Raw genomic sequence first — 18,455 nt, 5'->3', positions numbered from 1 at the left:
GACAACAATTGCCGTCATCGGCCTCGGCAGCATCGGCGGCGTCATCGCCGGCATGCTGGCGGCGCTCGGTCGCCACGACATCGTCGCCTGTGTCAGGCGGCCGATCGAGCATCTGGTGGTCGATCATCCCGACGGTACCATCGACGTCCCGATCCGGGCGCTGACGGACCCGAACGGCGCGAAACCGGTCGATTGGGTGCTGTTGTGCACGAAGACGCAGGACACTGAGGCGAGCGCGCCCTGGCTCAGGCGGCTGTGCGGCCCGCATACCCGAGTCGCGACGTTGCAGAATGGCCTCGGCCACGCGGCGCGGCTTGCAGCCCATGTCGGCAGCGCGACGGCCGTGCCGACCATCGTCTATTACAATGGCGAGCGTCTCGCGCCGGATCATGTGCGCTTCCGCCGCGCCGGCAATCACGATTTTGCGGTCGCGGACGATGCGGATGGACAGGCCTTCAGCGCGCTGCTCGACGGCACCGGGATGCGGCTTCTCGTGAGCGCCGATTTCAAGACGCTGGTCTGGCGGAAACTGCTGCTCAATGCGATCGCCAATCCGATCACGGCGCTGACCCTGCAACGACAGTCTGTCTTCCGGCGCGAGGGTGTGAAGGCACTCTGCCTGGCGGCCTTGCAGGAAGCCGCCGCCGTGGCGCGCGCCGACGGCGCAAGCCTTCCGGCCGACGAGCCGGAGCAACTGCTGGCGACGCTGCTCACCTATCCGCCCGACGCCGGCACCTCGATGTATTTCGATCGCCTCGCCGGGCGCGCGCTGGAGATCGACGCGCTGACCGGCGCCGTGGTCGCCGCCGGCGAACGACATGGCGTCGCGACGCCGATCCATCGCGTGCTGCTCGCGCTCGGCCGCGCGGTGAGCGACGCGCCGGCGCGCATCGCGCTGACGGCGCCGTAGAACTCTTTGGAAAGAGCCTTCTCCGCAGCCCATCCTTCGAGACGCCCGCCTGCGGCGGGCTCCTCAGGATGAGGACGTTTTTGCGGTGAGATCTTAGTCCCTCATGGTGAGGGCGCGGCGAAGCCGCGCGTCTCGAACCATGAGGCCCCGGTACGAGCCGGTAGGGTGGGCTAATCGTACTAAGTCACATGTATGGTGCTCTCGTTGAAATTCTTGAGCTTTTTGGAACGACCATATTTGCACAAAGACGAGTCGATTCAATGGCTTGAGTCTTCTTGTGACTCAGTACGACTAAGCGGCCCCATGAACGCAAGTACGCCGCGCGAAGGCAGGAGCGTGCCCACCATTCAAAGCCGTGCTGTTGATATGATGGTGGGCACGGCGCTCCGCGCCTTAGCCCACCCTACGGCTCCGCTCGAATGCGATTGCCCTGCCGCGAGCGGCGGGAGGTTCATTCACGCCGAGCGCGCCAGCGCGCCGTCGATCATGGCAACCGCATTGGCGAGGCCATAGACCGCGACGAAGGAGCCGAAGCGCGGGCCCTTCTCCTGGCCGAGCAGCACCTGATAGAGCATGTTGAACCAGTCGAGCGAGACGCCCGGCCGGCCGTCCTTGCCCTTCTTGGCAAGGTCGAGGAACGGCTCGCGGCGGCCGATCTCGTAGACCACGTTCTGGATGTCCTCAGGCGTGGAGTCCTGCGGCAGGCTCGACAGCGCATCGCGCAGGTCCTGCAGCGCCGCGCGCTCGCCGTCGCTCGGCTCGCGGAACCGCTTGGTCGGCGCGACCAAGTCGCGGTAGTAGTTGATGGCGTAGCCGACCATGGCGTCGAGCTTCGGATGGGTCTGAGGCGTCACCCCCGGACGGTAGCGGGCGATGAATCCCCACAACGTCTCGGCGTTCTCCGCGTTCGACGACGACACCAGCGTCAGCAGGAGCTGGAACGTCACCGGCATGTCGGCCCTGGGCGGATGGCCGGCATGGATATGCCAGACCGGATTGCCGAGCTGCTGCTTCGGCTCCTGCTTCGGGAAACCGTCGAGGAACTGGTAGTACTCGTCGACGTGGCGCGGGATGACGTCGAAATGCAATCGCTTGGCCGCCTTGGGCTCGCGATACATGAACAGCGACAGCGATTCCGGCGGCGCGTAGCGCAGCCATTCATCGATGGTGAGCCCGTTGCCCTTGGACTTCGAGATCTTCTGACCCTGCTCGTCCAGGAACAGCTCGTAGTTGAAGCCCTCCGGCGGCGTTCCGCCGAGCGCCGCGCAGATCCGCCCCGACAGCTTGACCGAATCGATCAGGTCCTTGCCCGCCATCTCGTAGTCGACGGAGAGCGCAACCCAGCGCAGCGCCCAGTCGGCCTTCCACTGGCACTTGACGCGCCCGCCGGTGACCGACGTCTCGACCTTCTGGCCCGTGTCCGGATCCACGTAGACGACTGTGCCCCTGGCGAGATTGCGCTCGATCATCGGAACCTGCAGCACGAAGCCGGTGGTTGGCGAGATCGGCAGGAATGGCGAATAGGTCGCCCGGCGTTCGGGCCCGAGTGTCGGCAGGATGATCTCCATGACGCGGTCATAGGCGGCGAGCATTCGCAGCAGCGTCTCGTCGAACCGGCCGGAGCAATAGTAGTCGGTCGAGCTCGCGAACTCGTAGTCGAAGCCGAAGTGGTCGAGAAACGCGCGCAAGCGCGCGTTGTTGGCGGCGCCGAACGACGGAAATTCATTCGAGAACGGGTCCGGCACCTGCGTCAGCGGCTTGCCGAGATGGCTCGCCATCATGTCGCGGTTCGGCACGTTGTCCGGCACCTTGCGCAGGCCGTCCATGTCGTCGGAGAAGGCGAGCAGCCTGGTCTTGATCCTGTCCTCGGTGAGCACGCGAAAGGCATGGCGCACCATGCTGGTGCGCGCGACCTCGCCGAAGGTGCCGAGATGCGGCAGGCCCGACGGTCCGTATCCGGTCTCGAACAGCACCTCGTCCTTCGGCTTCTTCTTCAACCGGGCCACGATCAATTTCGCCTGCTCGAACGGCCAGGCGCTGGATTGCTCGGCGAGCGCGCGAAGGTCGCTCGCGCTCATGGCGGATGGAAGATCGATCGTGGACATCTGAAGCAGGGTTCTCCGAAGAAACAGCCAGTATAGCCGTGATTGCGCAGGGTGGGCAAAGGCGCGGAGCGCCGTACCCATCATTGTTCAACGGCTGGAATGGTGGGCACGCTTCCGCTTAGCCCACCCTGCGCATCCCCAAGTCAGAACGGGCTCACCGAGAAATAGCGCAGCCAGAGATCGGTGTAGCGGCCCTTTTCCCAGACCCGGAACAGCGCCCAGTTCAGGGCCTGGCGCAGCAGGTCGTTGCCCTTGCGCACGGCGATGCCGATGCCCTCACCGAAATAGCGGCCCTCGACGAAAGGGCCGCCGGAGAAGGCGCAGCAATCGCCGGAATCGGTGCCGTTGACCCAGAATGCGAGTGCGATGCCATCACCGAAGATGAAGTCCACCTCGCCGCGCCGGAGCGCCGTGCGCAGCGTATCGTCGCTCGGATAGGAATGCAGCTCGGCGTCGGTGAACATCGCCTTGAGATAGGCCTCGTGCGCGGTGCCGGCGACGACACCCACCTTCTTGCCCTCGAGATATTCGGGCCGGATTTCCGCCATCACGCCATCCCTGCGTGACACGAACCGCGCCGGCGCCCGGTAATAGGGGTCGGTGAAATCGACCCTGGCGCGAAGCTGCGGCGTGGCCGCGATCGAGGCCACGATCGCATCACCCCGGTTGCTCGACAGCGCATCGAGCAGCGTCTCGAACCTGCGCATCTGGATGGTGCAGGTGACCTTGATCTCGTCGCACAGCGACCGCGCCAGGTCGACGTTGAAGCCGGACGGGTTGCCGTCGGCGCCCGTGTAGTTGAACGGCGGATAGTCGGTCTCGGTCAGGAAGCGGATCACGGTGAGACGCGTCAGGTCCGGCCGCTCGGGGCGGCGCCGCGGATCCCAGAAGCCGGGCACGGCCTGCGGGGCCGCTTCCACCCTGGGCGGATTCTGCGGCGGAGCCGGCGCCTGCGCCGAAGCGGCGGAAGGCAGGAACGCGAGCCCCACGGCCAGCATCGCGCCGGCGCGGAAAAGCCTGGTTCCCGAAGACGCTCCGACGCTGGTAAACAAGGCGGTCCGCACCGGCTCTGCCGCTCCCTTTGCCGCTTTTGGGGTGGGATGGCCTTATAGACTATCCGCCGGACAATTCGAGCGCCGATTGCCCTCAAGGCAAATGTCAAAGATACTTCTTCAGGTCGGCTGCGGCTTCCGCCGGAGTCCGGCTCAGGTTGAACGGCGCGACGAATTTACCGTCCCGATCCATCAGATAGGTCAGCGCGGTGTGGTCCATGGTGTAGTCGCCGTCCTTCAGTGGGACCTTCTTGGCATAGACCCGGTATTCGGACGTGACCTTGGCGATGGTCTCGGCATCGCCGGTGAGGCCCTTCAAATGCGGGTCGAAGCTCGACAGATAGTCCTTCATCGCGGCGGCATCGTCGCGCTCCGGATCGACGGAAATGAAGTAGGCGTTGACGCGATCGGCATCGCCGCCCATGGCGCGCAGGATCTCCGAAATCTCGAACAGCGAGGTCGGGCAAACGTCCGGGCAATGGGTGAAGCCGAAGAAGATCAGGGTCGGACGGCCCTGCAGGCTCGCTTCGGTAACGGTCGCCCCGCTCTGGTCGGTCAGCTGGAACGGCCCGCCGATCGCCGCCGGCGCGGTCACGCCGCGCACGCCGCCGAGCGCCCACAGCATCAAGAGCAATCCGACCAGCAGGCTGCCGGCAAAGGACGCCACGATCACCAGCGGTCGGCTGGCAACGCGGGTAGCGGCTGACGCGGTCTGATCCATGGCCGAAATTCCCTTCCAGTCCCGCTCACAGGCAGGCTGAGATGCCGGAGGCGATCATCTCGAAGAACACCGCGGTCCCGTAGTGAAACCACAGCGCCAGCGCGCCGAGCAGGATCGCGACGCCGAGCCCGCCACCGACCCAGGCAAGCACAAGCACCGCCCGGCCCCCATTTGAAGGCGCGGCGTCGGAGGATGGTGCGAAGACGGGCTGGCTCATCGTCCCAGAGATAAGGCCGAGGCCAACTCCGGGCAAGCGCCACGCGCCTCCATATGTTCACGTCATACGGAGGAAAACCGCCAATTTTAGTGCTGGGTTAGCGACGTTTTGGTGGCGGCGGCGGCCGCCGCGGGGGATGCCGACGCCTGGGCGTCGAGGTAGCAGGGCTTGTACATGCTCTGCAGTTCCCTGCCGCGCAGGAAGATCATGTGCGGGGTCAGGCCGCCGCGCGCCGAGATCCAGCGCCGCACCGCGGTCGGGTACATCGAGAACAGCATCTGCGTCGCCTCGGGATTGGTGATGGCCCGGCCGTTGGCACCAAAGTCCCAGGCGGCGTGGAAGCCCAGCATCGCGTGCGAGGTGACGCAGATCTTGTCGCGGGGAATTGCGCCGAGCACGATGGTGCAGGCCGAGGCGCACAGGCCGTCGATGATGACGGCTTCACCGGAGTTGCGCAGCCCCTGGTATTTGTCGACATAGGTTCCGATCCGGCCGCCGCGGTCATCGGCGATCCGGACCACGGCGTGGCTTGCCCCCATCTCCGCCAGCAACAGAACTGCCGTGAGCAACCCCGTCAGGAACCGCATGTCGAGCCCCAATGAATCCGCCGAATCCGTTCCGGCTGTCTTGTGTGATGCAGGCTCAGGGTGTTTCGAGATCGTGATTTTGTCTAGGCAGACGCCCCATTGGAAAAGAAATTCAACCGTGGTGTTGCCGGCCTGCTGCACCCGTGTGGCCGCGGGGTCTCAAATCGGAACAAGTCGATGATCGCGAGCATGGTCGAGGCGGTTTTGTGATGGCTTGTTGTCACACAACCTCAGGCAGAACAGAGATTCGGGATCCTGCCCCTGATTTTTCCTCGCCCAACAGGTATCTTCCGCCATGGCGTCATGCGAATGAGATCAGGACAGGACGCCATCCGGCTTCGCCGGCGCGCAACGGCACGTTTGACCATGGGTAGCTTGCTGCATTTGTCCCGACTGGCGGCCATGATGGCGGCCCTGTGCGCGTGTGCCCCGGCACGGTCGGAGACCATCAGCATCGAGGGCACGGCGCGGACCTATGCGGTGCAGCTCGCCGATGTCAGGGCCGCCCCGCTGGTCATCGTACTGCATGGCGGGACCCAGACCGGGCGGGACATGGCGACCCGCACCTCGTGGCCGAAGGTCGCCAGGCGCGAGCACTTCAGCGTGGTGTTTCCGGACGGGCTGAACCGCGCCTGGTCCGACCTCCGGTCGCGCGACGGCCGCATGGGCCGCACGCCGCCCGACGGGACCGACGATGTCGCCTTCATCGCAGCGCTGGTCGGCAAATTCGTCGGCGACAGCAGTGCCGATCCGAAGCGGGTCTATGTCACGGGGATTTCGAATGGCGGCGGCATGACCATGGCGCTGGCTTGCCGCCGCGCCGATCTGTTCGCCGCCGCGGCCAGCGTGGTCATGAATCTGACGGACGAATCCGCGGCCGCGTGCCATCCGTCGCGCCCGTTGCCGATACTGCTGATGAACGGCACCGCCGATCCGCTGATCCCCTATGAAGGCGGCCGCGGCAGCAGCTATTTCGCGGTCGACGGCTTCTGGTCGACGGAGCGGACGGTGCAGTTCTGGCGCCGCGTCAACGGCTGCGACGAGGCGGAAGAGAGCGCCACCGACCTTCCTGATGTCGACACCGGCGACGGCAGCACCGTGACGCGGATCGCCTCCCATTGCCCGGAGGGACGCGATGTCCAGCTCTATCGCGTCAATGATGGCGGCCACCGCATGCCCGGCAGCTTCTCCGACACGCGCTTTGCGCGGCTCGTGAACTACATGTTCGGACCGCAGAACCACGACATCGACGGCGCGGAAACCATCTGGTCGTTCTTCAAGCGGTTTCCGGCGGATTGAGCGCAAATTCTTCCCTCAAGAGGCCGTGAACCATTCGCGCAGCAGCGGCGGACGGCGCACTGAGCTTGCAAGGCCGGCCGGACGCCAGCTAGGTAGGAGCCCGCAGCAATCGGAGACTCCCATGAGCATCGAGCGTTTTGAAACCGGACCGCGCATGAGCCAGGTCGTCGTTCACGGCAACACCGTCTATCTCGCGGGCGTGGTTGCGAACAAGGCGAAGGGCGAAAGCGTCACCAGACAGACCGAGGAGATCCTGTCGATCATCGAGGGCCATCTGGCCAAGGCCGGCAGCGACAAATCGAAGCTGTTGTCGGCCACGATCTACATCACCGACATGAAGAATTTTGCGGAGATGAACGCGGTATGGGACGCCTGGGTCTCGCCCGGCAACACGCCGGCCCGCGCCACCGTCGAGGCCAGGCTGGCGGCGCCGCCCTACCATGTCGAGATCATGGTGACCGCGGCGAAGTAGCCGCGCGCCCGCGCACCTTAGAACAGGCGGATCACCACCAGACTGATCGCGATCAGGAACGCAAGCGACAGCGTCACCGCGGCAGTGACGCGCAGGCCGATGCGCGCCAGGAGCCTGAGATCGACATTGAGCCCGAGTGCGGCCATCGAGACGATGGTGAGCACGCCCGCAACGGACGCGATCGGCGCGGTCGCGCCTTGCGGGATCGCGCCCGCCGACCGCAGGCCGGCAAAGAGGAGGAACGCCGGCACGAACCATGGCACCCAGGTCAGCGCCCGGCCGGAGCGCCGATCGGCGCTGGCCGGCGTCGCATCGGCATGCCGGAACGCAAACGAGAGCGCGACGACGATCGGGCCGAGCAGCAGCACGCGGGCGAGCTTCACGAAGGTGCCCATCTGGGTCGACACCAGGCCGACCGGCAACGTCGCCGCCAGCACCTGCGGCACCGCATAGACCGTGAGCCCCGCCAGGATGCCGTATTGCGTGGCCGAAAGCGCGAACAGCGTGACCAGCAGCGGCAGCCCGATCACGGTGAGCACACCGAGAATCGCGGTGAACGAGATCGAGGCGCCGACATCCTCGCTAGAGGCGCCGATCACGGGCGCCACCGCCGCGATCGCGGAGTTGCCGCAGATCGAGTTGCCGCAGGCCACCAGGATCGACAGCCCGCGCGGCAGCCCGAGCAGCCGGCTCGCGCCATAGCTGACGCCGAGCGAGGCTGCGACGATGCCGACGATGACGAGCAGCAACAGCGAGCCGGATTTCGCCACCAATGTCAGATCGAGCGAGGCGCCGAGCAGCATCACAGCGAGTTCCAGGAGCTGCTTGGCGCTGAAGGCGATGCCGGCCTGCCAGGTCGGCGACGGCTTCCACGCCAGACGGATAAACATGCCCAGGAAGATCGCCAGCACCAGCGCTTCGACGTAGGGGTGCCCGATGCTGGCCGCCTCGATCGCCTGTCCGGTCATCGCCAGCGCCGTGAGGAGCGCGCAGAGCGCGATGCCGGGCAGCCGCGTCACGACGCCCTCGACCAACCGGGACGTCAGCGGGCGAACGGAAGCGGAATGGCCGGGCAAGCGATCTCCGAGGGCATTGGAGAATATTCTTTGCCTGAAGGGCCACTTCGCAGCTAATATCTTTTTTCATTGCCCCAATAGCTAAAGGTTATGTCTCTCAATCTCCATCTGTTACGCCTGTTTGCGATGGTCGCCCGGACCGGGAGCTTCTCCAAGGCCGCCGAGCTTTTGCACATCAGCCAGCCCGCGATCTCCAAGGGCGTCAGGGATTTCGAATTGCAGTTGGGCTGCCGCCTGCTCGACCGGACGCCGCGCGGGGTAAAACCCACCCGCGAGGGACAGGCGCTGATGAAGCACGCGGAGACGCTGTTCGCCGCCGAGCGGTCGGCCGAGGAGGAGTTGCGCGCGCTGCGCGGCCTCGACAGCGGCTCGCTGCGCATCGGCGCGTCGACGACGATTGCGACGTATTTCCTTCCCGAATATCTCGGCGCGTTCCACGCTCGATTTCCCGGCATCGACCTGCAGCTCACCAGCGCCAACACCCGGGACATCGCCTCCCTGATGCTGGCGCACGAGATCGAGGTCGGGCTGGTCGAAGGGCCGGTCGAGGAGGAAGGCCTGGTCGAGGAGGCGTGGCGGACCGACGTGATGGAATTGATCGTCGCGCCACGACACCGCTTCGCGCGGTCGGATACGCCGATCGATCCTGCCTCTCTTGCGGACGAAATCCTGATCGTGCGCGAGCCGGGCTCGGGATCGCGCGAGGTGATCGCGCAGACGCTGCGCGCGCATCACATCGAGCCGGCCCGCACGCTCGAGATCGGCAGCACGGAGGCGATCAAGCAGGTGGTCGCGGCCGGCCTCGGGGTTGCGATCGTCTCGGCCGCGGCCGTGAAGGATCAGCTCGCACTCGACCGCCTGCGCGCGATCGGGATGCGCGGATTGACGATCGAGCGGACACTCTGGAAATTGAAGACGCCGGGGCGGCTCGACGTGCCCGCGGCGATCGCATTCGACAAGCTGATTGCGCGGCCGCCTTTCGCCCCGGCGGCCGATCGCACGCCGGACTGATTAGCCGAGCACGCTTCGCGCCGCGAGCAGCGCGATCGCGGCCACGACGAAGACCGCGACGCCGGCAACTCCGAGGACAGGCTCCGCGGGCGGCAGCGTCGCATCGAGATGCGCTTCGCCGAACGGATCGGGCAGCTCATCGCGTGCGGCAGCCCTCTCGTCCAGAAACCCGTGGCGCGCAACGGCGCTTTCGCTGAGAAGTGTCATGGGAGAAATCTGCGGCCGCGCCGCGCAACTGGCAATGGAGAGCTATTGCAATCTTGCGGGCCTTCCTGGGAAATTCGTTTCCGCCGCGGTCGTGCCGGAGAAGATTCCGCCGCCCTGACCTCCGAGGTAATCGATTGGCGCCGTGACACCGCCGATCATGGGCGTGCCGTGAACGATCCGGCGCCATTGCAGGAGAGCATGACCATGACCGACATGAATTCGATCGCCCGCCGCTATATCGAGCTCTGGAACGAGCGGACGCCGAGCCGCCGCCGCGAGCTGTTGGCGACCAACTGGACCACCGATGCGACATATGTCGACCCGCTGATGAGCGGCGACGGCCCCGACGGCATCGACGCGCTGATCGCGGGCGTGCAGCAGCGCTTTCCGGAGTTCAGGTTCACCCTGATCGGCGAGCCGAACGGCTATGGCGACTACATGCGCTTCTCCTGGGGCCTCGGCCCAGACGGCGTCGCCGACAGCCCGATCAAGGGCACCGACTTCGCCGTGCTGAAGGAGGGCCGCATCCGCTCCATCGCCGGATTTCTGGATCAGGTGCCGGCCGGCGCGACGTGACGCACGACAGATGGCCGCGCGCAGATCACTGCCGCGCGCGGCCATCTCGACCGGCGAAAACCTCAGCGGCCGTATAATCCCGTCAAGGTCGTCTTCGCCAGCGTGTGGAAATGCAGGTCGAACCCGACCAATGCGGCGGAGGCGTTATGGTCCTTGGCATCAGGTAGTTTGTCGACGTCCACCGCGAACACCGTGATCTGATAGTGATGCGGCTTGTCGCCCTGCGGCGGGCACGGCCCGCCATAGCCGTCGGAGCCGAAATCGGTGCGGCTCTGGATCGCGCCCTTCGGCATCAGCTTCTTCTTCACGTCGCCCGCGCCCTTGGGCAGGCTCGTGACATTGGCGGGGATGTTGAACACGACCCAGTGCCACCAGCCGCTGCCGGACGGCGCGTCCGGATCATAGATCGACACCGCAAAGCTCTTGGTTCCCGACGGCGCACCGCTCCAGCTCAAGGCGGGCGAGACGTTGTTGCCGTTGCAGCCAAAGCCCTTGAACACCTGCTCGCCGGCAATGGTGGCACCTTCCTTGATGTCGGCGCTGGTCACGGTCAGGCCGTCCGCGCGGGCGCTGCCGGCCACGAGCAGGCAGAGGCCGGTCGCGGCAAGCCAATAGAATGATCTTTTCATCATGTCCGTCCCCATCCCGGTCATTACCACGTCTTGGCCAGATCTTGGTTAAGTCTTGCGCCCCGTCGCGCCGCCTTGAATCATTGAATGATCATGATTGGAGCGGGCGAAGGGAATCGAACCCTCGTATGCAGCTTGGGAAGCTGCCGTTCTGCCATTGAACTACGCCCGCGGCGCCTTCGTTCGAAGCATGATCCTCTCGGAAAACCGGTAGCCACTTTCCCTGATCATGCTTTCGGCCCCTCCTGCTTAGCCGAGACCGCGCCATCCGCCAAGCGCCTTGATGCAAGCACCTTGATGATTGACAGCGGCACGCGGGCGGCTACCATGGCGGCCCACGGTTGATACGACCGGCCGGTTGCACCCTTTCGGGACGGTGAACGTATCGAGCCTCCAAGGCCTCCCTTTGCCCGAGCGACCGGGTCAGCAACGCAACCACCTGACACGCCTGGTTCGCTCTTGAGCAGAGGACGTAAGACATGCGCGATTTTCGCGATGCCAAGGCCATGGCGCAGACGCTGCGCGAATCCCTGATCGACAAGACCATGACTATCAGCCACAGCGAGAGCCTGGAGCTGGTGTCGAAAATGCTCGGCGCGGCCGACTGGAACACGCTGTCGGCCCTGATCCAGTCGGGTCCGCGTGAGGTTTCGAAACCGCCCGCAAGCACCGAACGGACGCCGAGCTATCCGGCGATGCCGATCCGGGATTTCGTGCCGTTTCCGTCAGCGACCTTCCCGCTGTTCGTCGGCCGCGAGAAGAGCGTCCGCGCGCTCGACCAGGCGTTCCAGCGCCAGCGCGAGGTCGTGCTCGCGGTGCAGAAAGACTCCGCCGTCGACGACCCCGGCCTCGACGACGTGCACGAGATCGGCGTGCTGGCCGGCATTCTCGACCTCATCCCGATGGACAACGGCACCATGAAGATGATCACGCAGGGCTATCGGCGAATCGCGATCCGTAAATGGTTCGGCGAGACCGGCGCTTCCATCGCCGAGATCGCGGACCTTGCGGAAGGGCCGATCCCGGAGGCCATCGAGCTGGTCCGGCGGACCATCGATCATTTCCGCACCTATGCACAGATGCACGAGATCGACGTCGCGTCGTTCTGGCCGCTGCTGATCCAGGTGCGGGACCCCGGCCGGGTCGCCGACATGATCAGCCCGCGCCTCAGGGCGCCGTTGTCGGAAAAGAAAAGCCTGCTGGCGACGCTGGACCCGGTTGCGCGGCTCGAAAAAGTCCACGCATTGATCGCGGCCGATCTGCCGCCCACAGCCGCGCCAAGCGAACGTTAAGATTTCGCGTGCGCCCGATTGCGGCAATGTTATGATGTCTCCCGAGTTGGGGGGCGTCATGATCGGCTGTGGTTACGCGATCTTCGACACGGCGGTGGGCCGCTGCGGCATCGCCTGGAGCCAGGCCGGTATCCTCACGGTGCAACTGCCCGAGGCGCGCGAGATCGATACGCGACGGCGACTGCTGCGCCTGCATCCCGAGCCCCGCGAGCTGCCACCGCCGCCCCATGCGGAGATCGCGATCGAGGCCGTCACCGCCGCCTTGCGCGGGCGCGATGTCGATTTCGCCGATGTCGCGCTCGACATGGAAGGCATCCCGCCGTTCAACCGCCGGGTCTACGAGTTCGTCCGCGCCATTCCGCGCGGCGAGACGCGCAGCCATGACGTGGTCGCGAGCGCCCTGCGCGTTCCCGGCGCGCTGCATTCGGTGACCCAGGCGATCGGGAAGAACCCGTTCATGATCATCGTGCCCTGCCATCGCGTGAGGGCGGAGGGCGAGCACGCCGAGCGGATCTCGCCGAACGCCGGCGCCATCTCGCGGCGCCACCTGCTGTCGATCGAAGGCAACAGGCCGGCCGCCGGCAGGACGCTGTTCGACGCACTGCTGGTCACCCCGCCGCGCCTACATCACTGAATTTTCAATTCGGCGCACGATCTCGATCGAGAACCCGCCATCGCATCTCGCAGGCCGCGCCCCCATATCCTTGGTCATGACCTCGACCATCCTGCTGGAACGACCATCGATCACCGTCTCCGATTTCCGCTGCAGCGCCGTGCCGGGCGAGGCGCCCTATGCCGAGCTGCACCGCCGCCACTCGATCTCCTATGTGCGCAAGGGCGCGTTCGGCTACCGGTGCCGCGGCCGCTCGCACGAACTGGTGGTCGGCTCGATGCTGATCGGCGTTCCCGACACCGAATTCGTCTGCACCCATGACCATGTCTGCGGCGACGAATGCCTGTCGTTCTTCCTTGCGCCGGAGCTGGTGGAGGCGATCGGCGACCGCGCGCAGGCGTGGCGGGTCGGGGCCGCGCCGCCGCTGTCCGAGCTGATGGTGCTGGGCGAGCTCGCCCAGGCCGCAGCCGACGGGCGGAACGATATCGGCCTCGACGAGGCCGGCCATCTGATCGCTGCCCGCCTGGTCGAGGTGATCGCGGACAGGCCGCCTCAAAAGGCAAACGTCACGGCGCGCGACCGCCGCCGCGCGGTGGAGACGGCGCTGTGGATCGACGCCCATTCGAGCCGGCCGATCGAGTTGGAGGACATGGCGCGCGAGGCCGGCGTCAGCCCGTTCCATTTTCTGCGGCAGTTCTCGGCCGTGCTCGGCGTCACCCCGCATCAGTATCTGGTGCGCTCACGGCTCCGGCATGCCGCGCGGCTGTTGTCCGAGGACGACCGCGCCGTCACGGATGTTGCCTACGATGTCGGCTTCAACGATCTCTCCAATTTCGTCCGCACCTTCCATCGTGCCGCCGGCGTGTCGCCCTCGAAGTTCCGGCGGACCCCGCGTGACATGCGCAAGATTTTCCAAGAACGCCTCGACCTCAATTGAGTAGGTGATCGCCACGCTGCGCGAGGAGCGCAGGCAACCGTGGAGATCATCATGTACGACCATATCGGACTGAAAGTCGCCAATCTCGATGCCAGCGTCGCGTTCTACACGGCCGCGCTCGTCCCGCTCGGCCATGTGCTGTGCTCCAAGGACGAAAGCGGCGCCGGTTTCGGGCCGAAGGGCGAGCCCGCGCTGTGGCTCTACCCTCACAAGGGGCTGAAGAGCGCCGGTGCGCACATCGCCTTCCGCGCGCCTGATCATGCCGCAATCAAGAAATTCCATAGCGAAGGCCTGAAGGCCGGCGGACGCGACAATGGTCCGGCCGGACCGCGGGCCGATTACAGCCCGACCTATTACGCCGCGTTCCTGATCGATCCCGACGGCAACAATGTCGAGGCGGTGTGCACCTGAAAGGAGATATCCATGGCATCCATCCGCAAGGAAATTCTCCTCGATGCACCCGCATCCGACGTGTGGGACGCCGTGCGCGATTTCGGCGCGCTTCATACAAGGCTTGTGCCAGGCTTCGTGCTCGACACCAGGCTCGATGGCGAGGCACGCATCGTCACCTTCGCCAACGGCACGGTCGCGCGCGAGATCCCGGTCGATTGCGACGATACCAGGCGGCGGCTGGTCTATGCCGTGATCAGCGAGCGGGTGACGCAGCACAGCGCATCGGTGCAAATCATCGCCAGCGGCGACGCCGGCTGCCGCATGGTCTGGATCACCGATGTGCTGCCACACGAGGTCGCGCCCTATATCAGCGATCAGATGGACCTCGGCGTGGCCGCCGTGCAGAGGGCCTTCGCCTCTCGCGGCTCGCAAGCGGAGGTTACATGAACGGAATGTGATTTTCCTCACAGATGCACCTGCCTGCGCCGCTTAGAGCTGATAGGGTGCGTCCGGATGGCCCCGCGCCCGCGGCGCCGCGCACGCGAGGAGGACGAGCATGAAGGGTGCGGACAAGGTGATCTGCCAGGCTGCGGCGGTGCTGCTGCTGCTGTCGCTCACCTCGATGCCGGCAAAGGCCCAGTTCGGCTTTGGCGGCGGCCAGGGCGGCGAGGACATGATGACGCAGATGGCGCCGATGCTGGAGATGATGAAGGCCAAGATGGGCAAGCGGCGCTTCGCCATGATGATGCAGACCATGGGCCCGATGATGAGCAAGATGATGGAAGGCGGCGGCGGGTTCGGCAACATGGGTGGCATGGGCGGATTCGGCGGGATGGGCGGCGGCTATGTGCCCGACAGCATGGGCGTCAATCCCGGCATGATGGGCGGCGGCGATTACATGGGCGCGATCGGCGGCCAGGGAGTCAATGTCGGCGAGATCATGGGCATGATCGGGCCGATGATGCGGATGGCCAATGTCGGCGGCGGCATGGGCGGCAGCCATCACCGGCGCCACCGGCGGCACGACTGAGCTAGCCCGCCCGCTTGCGCGCAGTTGCGACGGCGCGGCCCTCCTCCAGGATGGCCGCGCGCACGCGCGCCTGACGAGTGGTGGCAGCCGTATCGCGCTTGGATCCCCAGCGCGTCAGCACCACGCTGGCACAGGACAGGGTGCCAAGCAGGGCCATCGACGAGGCCGCGAGCACGAAGAAACTCGAGGCGGTCGCCTCGTGTGTCGATAGCCACCAGCCGCCGATCGCGATGAAGCCGAGTCGCGCGCTTTGCGCCAGCACGGGACCCACCACCTTCGCCGCGCCCTGCGAGGCGAAATACATGCTCAGGCTGAGCCCGATGAAGGCATAGCAGGGCGCCACCGTGGACAGGTACTGCCGGCTTGCCGCGCGCACGCCCTCGTCCCGGGTGAAGAGGTTGACCCAGAGGTCTGGGAAGATGGCGATGATCGATGCGACGGCGCCCACCGAGATGAATGAGACCGTGCCCGCGGTCCAGGCGATGCGGCGGGCGCGCGCGACCCGTCCCGCGCCGATCGCCATGCCGATCATCGGCACCGAGGCGATGCCGACCGCGAACGACACCGAGGTGAGCATGAATTCGAGCCGCGCGCCGATGCCGTAGCCGGCGAGGATCGCGGTGCCGAACTGCGCCAGCATGTGGGTGAAGATCGAGATCGTCAGCACCGATTGCAGCGGCGAGAAGCAGGCCACGGCGCCGACCTTCAGGATGTCGAAGAACATCGCCCGCTGAATACGCAGGCCCCTGACCTTCGGCACGACGCGGGCGCGGCCCGAAAACAGGTACCAGAGCATCACCGAGCAGTTGATGGTGTAGGCGATCAGCGAGCCCGCCGCCACGCCGCGCATGCCGAATTGCGGGATCGGGCCGAGCCCGAGCCCCAGCGTGCCGCCCAGGATGATCTGGCAGGCCGCGGAATTGAGGATCATCACCGACGGCAGCTTCATGTTGCCGGTGCCGCGCAGGATGCCGGCCAGCGTATTCAGCACCCAGGGGAGCACGGCGCCGCCGAAGAAGACCTGCACATAGGCGGTGGCCTGCGCCAGCACATGGCCGCGGCCGCCCAGCACTTCCAAGAGATGCGGGCCGAAGATCAGCATGAACAGCATGAAGCTCGCGCCGAACATGATGCCGATCAGGAGCGCATGCGAGGCGAGCGCCGAGGCGCGGTCGATATCGCCGGCCCCCAGCGCCCGCGCGATCGAGGAGGCGACACCGCCGCCCATCGCACCGCCCGACATGGTCATGGTCAGGATCACGAACGGAAATACCAGCGCCATCGCCGCCAGCGATTCGACGCCGAGCCGGCCGATATAGGAGGTCTCGGCGATCACGACGCAGGTGCCCGCCGAGAGCGCGATCACGTTCGGCCAAGCGAGCCAGAGCAGCGTGCTCAGGATCGGGCCGTCGACCAGGGCATTCTTCGCCGGCGCCTCCGGCAATGGAAGCGGGCGGTCCTCCTCGTCGACGGGGATTTCGGCGACGCCGAGATCGGACATTTCCTCTCCCGCACACGGCCCTAAAAGGCAAAAATCGTGTGCCAGCTCAATATTCACGGCCCACGGCGCGCGCGGGAAATCTTTCCTAGCACGGCGGACGCCGATTCCGCCTGCGCGCTCCGCGCAAGGGGGGCCTGCCGCAGTGGACGTTGCTTCCTCCGGAAAATCGCCGGTCAGGTCCGGAAATGCTTCGACAGCTTCAGGCCCTGCGCCTGGTAGTTCGAGCCGATGCGCTGGCCATACAGCGCCTGCGGCCGCGCCAGCATCTTCTCGTAGACCAGACGACCGACGATCTGGCCGTGCTCGAGGATGAACGGCACCTCGCGCGAGCGCACTTCGAGCACCGCGCGTGCCCCTTCCCCGCCGGCGCCGGCATAGCCGAAGCCGGGATCGAAGAAGCCGGCATAATGCACGCGGAATTCGCCGACCAGCGGATCGAACGGCACCATCTCGGCGGCATAGTCCGGCGGCACCTGCACGGCTTCTTTCGATGCGAGGATGTAGAACTCGCCGGGATCGAGGATCAGACTGCCGTCGCCGCGCGCGGCGATCGGCTCCCAGAAATCCTCGACCGGATAGCCGGCGCGGCGGTCGATATCGACCACGCCGGTGTGGCGCTTGGCGCGGTAGCCGACGAAACCGTCGGCGTTGTCGCCGGAGAGGTCGACGCTGACCGCGACGCCGCCGGAAAGATCGGCGTCCTCGCTGTCGACCAGCCGCTCCGACTCTTGCAACGCATCGAGCTCCTCGGCATCGAGCACGGCCTCGCCGGTGCGGAAACGAACCTGCGAGAGGCGCGAGCCCTCGCGCAGCAGCACGGGAAACGTCTTCGGGCTGATCTCGGCATAGAGCGGGCCGTGATAGCCGGCGCCGATCATGTCGAAGCGCCGCGTGCCGTCGGCGATCACACGGGTGAACACGTCAAGCCGGCCGGTCGAGCTCTTCGGGTTGGCGGCGGCCACGATCTCCGGCGGCAGCGCGAGACTCTCGATCAGCGGCACGATGTAGACGCAGTTGGTCTCCAGCACCGCGCCGTCGGCGAGATTGATCTCGTGCAGCTTCAATTCGTCGATGCGCTCGGCGACGGTTGAGCCCGGCCCCGGCAGGAAGCTCGCCCGCACCCGGTAGGCGACATCGGACAGCCGCAAATCCAGACTCGCCGGCTGGATCTGGCTTTCGACGAACGGATATTCCGGCAGGATCAGGCCCGAATCCGCCATCGCCGCGATCATGCGATCGGGCAGGATGCCACTGGCGCCGGGAGCGAGCGTGAACGACACGTGCCGATCCTCGTGGGCGGACCCCGTCTGCTGAGAATAAAGCATTTCAGCCGTTAACCGATCGCCGCCTTGACGGAAAGGCCGCGGGCGAATAAGAGCATGACTTATCCCGTGGTGATTTGAGCCGGCCGGCTTGCAGCCACGTTAAATAAATCGCTAAACAGGCCGGGGACAATTGTGATCCCGGCCTCGAGGACGTTTTCCCAGGCCGGTTTTTTTGTGGCCACGTGCCTGCACGGCGGCCATGGAAGGAGATCACATGTCGAAAGCCGCCGTCCCCACCAACTACCGCCCCGAAACCCGGCTGGTCCATGCCGGCACCCTGCGCTCGCCGTTCGGCGAGACCTCGGAGGGGCTGTTCCTGACCCAGGGCTATGTCTACGACAGTGCAGAACAATGCGAGGCGCGCTTCAAGGGCGAGGACCCCGGCTACATCTATTCGCGCTACTCCAACCCGACGATCGCGATGTTCGAGCGCCGCATGATCGACCTGGAGGGCGCCGAAGCCGGCCGCTCGACCGCGACCGGCATGGCCGCGGTGACCACC

At 65.9% G+C, this 18,455-nt stretch carries 22 protein-coding genes, 1 tRNA gene and 1 riboswitch; of the genes, 12 read left to right on the top strand and 11 right to left on the bottom strand.

Going from position 1 to position 18,455, the window contains the following annotated elements; all coding sequences use genetic code 11:
- On the top strand, positions 1-910 hold a 910-nt coding region (locus JOY90_RS27345; RefSeq protein ID WP_291694217.1), incomplete at its 5' end, for a 2-dehydropantoate 2-reductase.
- Positions 911-1,365: 455 nt separating this feature from the next.
- On the opposite strand, the gene JOY90_RS27340 is transcribed toward JOY90_RS27345, so the two are convergent.
- The 5 genes from JOY90_RS27340 to JOY90_RS27320 all read right to left on the bottom strand — a co-directional run bounded on the left by JOY90_RS27340 (position 1,366) and on the right by JOY90_RS27320 (position 5,592).
- The gene (locus tag JOY90_RS27340) at positions 1,366-3,015 is read right to left on the bottom strand and encodes a lysine--tRNA ligase (RefSeq protein WP_291694216.1); all 1,650 of its coding nucleotides are present in this window, start codon (positions 3,013-3,015) and stop codon (positions 1,366-1,368) included.
- 143 nt (positions 3,016-3,158) lie between these two features.
- The gene (locus JOY90_RS27335) at positions 3,159-4,013 is read right to left on the bottom strand and encodes a transporter substrate-binding domain-containing protein (RefSeq protein WP_291694219.1); all 855 of its coding nucleotides are present in this window, start codon (positions 4,011-4,013) and stop codon (positions 3,159-3,161) included.
- 160 nt (positions 4,014-4,173) lie between these two features.
- Complete coding sequence (locus JOY90_RS27330) at positions 4,174-4,788, bottom strand: SCO family protein (protein WP_291694215.1); 615 nt, start codon at positions 4,786-4,788, stop codon at positions 4,174-4,176.
- Between the two features lie 25 nt (positions 4,789-4,813).
- Positions 4,814-5,005 carry a hypothetical protein gene (locus JOY90_RS27325; protein WP_291694214.1) on the bottom strand — a complete coding sequence of 64 codons (192 nt, stop codon included), beginning with the start codon at positions 5,003-5,005 and terminating at the stop codon, positions 4,814-4,816.
- An 86-nt stretch (positions 5,006-5,091) separates the two neighbouring features.
- On the bottom strand, positions 5,092-5,592 hold the full coding sequence (locus tag JOY90_RS27320; RefSeq protein WP_291694218.1) for a hypothetical protein: 501 nt from the start codon (positions 5,590-5,592) through the stop codon (positions 5,092-5,094).
- A 366-nt stretch (positions 5,593-5,958) separates the two neighbouring features.
- Between JOY90_RS27320 and JOY90_RS27315 the strand changes: the two genes are divergently transcribed.
- Both JOY90_RS27315 and JOY90_RS27310 read left to right on the top strand, forming a co-directional pair.
- Positions 5,959-6,891 carry a PHB depolymerase family esterase gene (locus tag JOY90_RS27315; protein ID WP_291694213.1) on the top strand — a complete coding sequence of 311 codons (933 nt, stop codon included), beginning with the start codon at positions 5,959-5,961 and terminating at the stop codon, positions 6,889-6,891.
- A 121-nt stretch (positions 6,892-7,012) separates the two neighbouring features.
- The gene (locus JOY90_RS27310) at positions 7,013-7,363 is read left to right on the top strand and encodes a RidA family protein (RefSeq protein ID WP_291694212.1); all 351 of its coding nucleotides are present in this window, start codon (positions 7,013-7,015) and stop codon (positions 7,361-7,363) included.
- A gap of 17 nt (positions 7,364-7,380) precedes the next feature.
- Here JOY90_RS27310 and JOY90_RS27305 read toward each other — a convergent pair whose 3' ends face one another.
- On the bottom strand, positions 7,381-8,439 hold the full coding sequence (locus tag JOY90_RS27305; protein ID WP_291694211.1) for a putative sulfate exporter family transporter: 1,059 nt from the start codon (positions 8,437-8,439) through the stop codon (positions 7,381-7,383).
- A 90-nt stretch (positions 8,440-8,529) separates the two neighbouring features.
- On the opposite strand from JOY90_RS27305, the gene JOY90_RS27300 reads away from it, so the two are divergent.
- The gene (locus JOY90_RS27300) at positions 8,530-9,450 is read left to right on the top strand and encodes a LysR family transcriptional regulator (RefSeq protein ID WP_291694210.1); all 921 of its coding nucleotides are present in this window, start codon (positions 8,530-8,532) and stop codon (positions 9,448-9,450) included.
- Here the strand turns inward: JOY90_RS27300 and JOY90_RS27295 are convergent, their stop codons facing one another.
- Positions 9,451-9,657, bottom strand: a complete 207-nt coding sequence (locus JOY90_RS27295) for a hypothetical protein (RefSeq protein WP_291694209.1) — start codon at positions 9,655-9,657, stop codon at positions 9,451-9,453.
- 204 nt (positions 9,658-9,861) lie between these two features.
- Here JOY90_RS27295 and JOY90_RS27290 point away from each other — a divergent pair, with 204 nt between their 5' ends.
- Positions 9,862-10,233 carry a nuclear transport factor 2 family protein gene (locus JOY90_RS27290; protein ID WP_291694208.1) on the top strand — a complete coding sequence of 124 codons (372 nt, stop codon included), beginning with the start codon at positions 9,862-9,864 and terminating at the stop codon, positions 10,231-10,233.
- A 62-nt stretch (positions 10,234-10,295) separates the two neighbouring features.
- Here JOY90_RS27290 and JOY90_RS27285 read toward each other — a convergent pair whose 3' ends face one another.
- On the bottom strand, positions 10,296-10,865 hold the full coding sequence (locus JOY90_RS27285; protein WP_291694207.1) for a YbhB/YbcL family Raf kinase inhibitor-like protein: 570 nt from the start codon (positions 10,863-10,865) through the stop codon (positions 10,296-10,298).
- Between the two features lie 95 nt (positions 10,866-10,960).
- Positions 10,961-11,034, bottom strand: a tRNA-Gly gene (locus JOY90_RS27280).
- A 307-nt stretch (positions 11,035-11,341) separates the two neighbouring features.
- Between JOY90_RS27280 and JOY90_RS27275 the strand changes: the two genes are divergently transcribed.
- The 6 genes from JOY90_RS27275 (at position 11,342) to JOY90_RS27250 (ending at position 15,127) form a co-directional block, all read left to right on the top strand.
- The gene (locus JOY90_RS27275) at positions 11,342-12,154 is read left to right on the top strand and encodes an LON peptidase substrate-binding domain-containing protein (protein ID WP_291694206.1); all 813 of its coding nucleotides are present in this window, start codon (positions 11,342-11,344) and stop codon (positions 12,152-12,154) included.
- 58 nt (positions 12,155-12,212) lie between these two features.
- A complete protein-coding gene (locus JOY90_RS27270) occupies positions 12,213-12,788 on the top strand; it encodes a methylated-DNA--[protein]-cysteine S-methyltransferase (protein WP_291694205.1) in 576 nt (191 codons plus the stop codon).
- 76 nt (positions 12,789-12,864) lie between these two features.
- Positions 12,865-13,704 carry an AraC family transcriptional regulator gene (locus tag JOY90_RS27265; protein ID WP_291694204.1) on the top strand — a complete coding sequence of 280 codons (840 nt, stop codon included), beginning with the start codon at positions 12,865-12,867 and terminating at the stop codon, positions 13,702-13,704.
- 51 nt (positions 13,705-13,755) lie between these two features.
- On the top strand, positions 13,756-14,115 hold the full coding sequence (locus JOY90_RS27260; protein ID WP_291694203.1) for a VOC family protein: 360 nt from the start codon (positions 13,756-13,758) through the stop codon (positions 14,113-14,115).
- Positions 14,116-14,127: 12 nt separating this feature from the next.
- A complete protein-coding gene (locus JOY90_RS27255; protein ID WP_291694202.1) occupies positions 14,128-14,544 on the top strand; it encodes an SRPBCC family protein in 417 nt (138 codons plus the stop codon).
- A 109-nt stretch (positions 14,545-14,653) separates the two neighbouring features.
- Complete coding sequence (locus JOY90_RS27250; RefSeq protein WP_291694201.1) at positions 14,654-15,127, top strand: hypothetical protein; 474 nt, start codon at positions 14,654-14,656, stop codon at positions 15,125-15,127.
- A gap of 1 nt (position 15,128) precedes the next feature.
- Here the strand turns inward: JOY90_RS27250 and JOY90_RS27245 are convergent, their stop codons facing one another.
- Complete coding sequence (locus tag JOY90_RS27245) at positions 15,129-16,628, bottom strand: MATE family efflux transporter (RefSeq protein WP_291694200.1); 1,500 nt, start codon at positions 16,626-16,628, stop codon at positions 15,129-15,131.
- 173 nt (positions 16,629-16,801) lie between these two features.
- A complete protein-coding gene (locus JOY90_RS27240) occupies positions 16,802-17,908 on the bottom strand; it encodes a 2'-deoxycytidine 5'-triphosphate deaminase (RefSeq protein WP_291694199.1) in 1,107 nt (368 codons plus the stop codon).
- Between the two features lie 101 nt (positions 17,909-18,009).
- A riboswitch (SAM riboswitch) is annotated at positions 18,010-18,089 on the top strand.
- Positions 18,090-18,167: 78 nt separating this feature from the next.
- On the opposite strand from JOY90_RS27240, the gene JOY90_RS27235 reads away from it, so the two are divergent.
- On the top strand, positions 18,168-18,455 hold a 288-nt coding region (locus JOY90_RS27235; protein WP_291694198.1), incomplete at its 3' end, for a PLP-dependent transferase.

Origin of the sequence: Bradyrhizobium sp., from assembly GCF_019242285.1 — a bacterium.
Taxonomy (GTDB): domain Bacteria; phylum Pseudomonadota; class Alphaproteobacteria; order Rhizobiales; family Xanthobacteraceae; genus Bradyrhizobium.
The sequence above is the reverse complement of the archived record's forward strand: the minus strand, read 5'-3'. Positions and strand labels throughout refer to the sequence as shown.

Bases quoted from the DNA above. Each gene is read 5' to 3' on its own strand.
- JOY90_RS27340 (WP_291694216.1), bottom strand. From the start codon at position 3,015: ATGTCCACGATCGATCTTCCATCCGCCATGAGCGCGAGCGACCTTCGC.
- JOY90_RS27335 (WP_291694219.1), bottom strand. From the start codon at position 4,013: ATGCTGGCCGTGGGGCTCGCGTTCCTGCCTTCCGCCGCTTCGGCGCAG.
- JOY90_RS27330 (WP_291694215.1), bottom strand. From the start codon at position 4,788: ATGGATCAGACCGCGTCAGCCGCTACCCGCGTTGCCAGCCGACCGCTG.
- JOY90_RS27325 (WP_291694214.1), bottom strand. From the start codon at position 5,005: ATGAGCCAGCCCGTCTTCGCACCATCCTCCGACGCCGCGCCTTCAAAT.
- JOY90_RS27320 (WP_291694218.1), bottom strand. From the start codon at position 5,592: ATGCGGTTCCTGACGGGGTTGCTCACGGCAGTTCTGTTGCTGGCGGAG.
- JOY90_RS27315 (WP_291694213.1), top strand. From the start codon at position 5,959: ATGGGTAGCTTGCTGCATTTGTCCCGACTGGCGGCCATGATGGCGGCC.
- JOY90_RS27310 (WP_291694212.1), top strand. From the start codon at position 7,013: ATGAGCATCGAGCGTTTTGAAACCGGACCGCGCATGAGCCAGGTCGTC.
- JOY90_RS27300 (WP_291694210.1), top strand. From the start codon at position 8,530: ATGTCTCTCAATCTCCATCTGTTACGCCTGTTTGCGATGGTCGCCCGG.
- JOY90_RS27295 (WP_291694209.1), bottom strand. From the start codon at position 9,657: ATGACACTTCTCAGCGAAAGCGCCGTTGCGCGCCACGGGTTTCTGGAC.
- JOY90_RS27290 (WP_291694208.1), top strand. From the start codon at position 9,862: ATGACCGACATGAATTCGATCGCCCGCCGCTATATCGAGCTCTGGAAC.
- JOY90_RS27285 (WP_291694207.1), bottom strand. From the start codon at position 10,865: ATGATGAAAAGATCATTCTATTGGCTTGCCGCGACCGGCCTCTGCCTG.
- JOY90_RS27275 (WP_291694206.1), top strand. From the start codon at position 11,342: ATGCGCGATTTTCGCGATGCCAAGGCCATGGCGCAGACGCTGCGCGAA.
- JOY90_RS27270 (WP_291694205.1), top strand. From the start codon at position 12,213: ATGATCGGCTGTGGTTACGCGATCTTCGACACGGCGGTGGGCCGCTGC.
- JOY90_RS27265 (WP_291694204.1), top strand. From the start codon at position 12,865: ATGACCTCGACCATCCTGCTGGAACGACCATCGATCACCGTCTCCGAT.
- JOY90_RS27260 (WP_291694203.1), top strand. From the start codon at position 13,756: ATGTACGACCATATCGGACTGAAAGTCGCCAATCTCGATGCCAGCGTC.
- JOY90_RS27255 (WP_291694202.1), top strand. From the start codon at position 14,128: ATGGCATCCATCCGCAAGGAAATTCTCCTCGATGCACCCGCATCCGAC.
- JOY90_RS27250 (WP_291694201.1), top strand. From the start codon at position 14,654: ATGAAGGGTGCGGACAAGGTGATCTGCCAGGCTGCGGCGGTGCTGCTG.
- JOY90_RS27245 (WP_291694200.1), bottom strand. From the start codon at position 16,628: ATGTCCGATCTCGGCGTCGCCGAAATCCCCGTCGACGAGGAGGACCGC.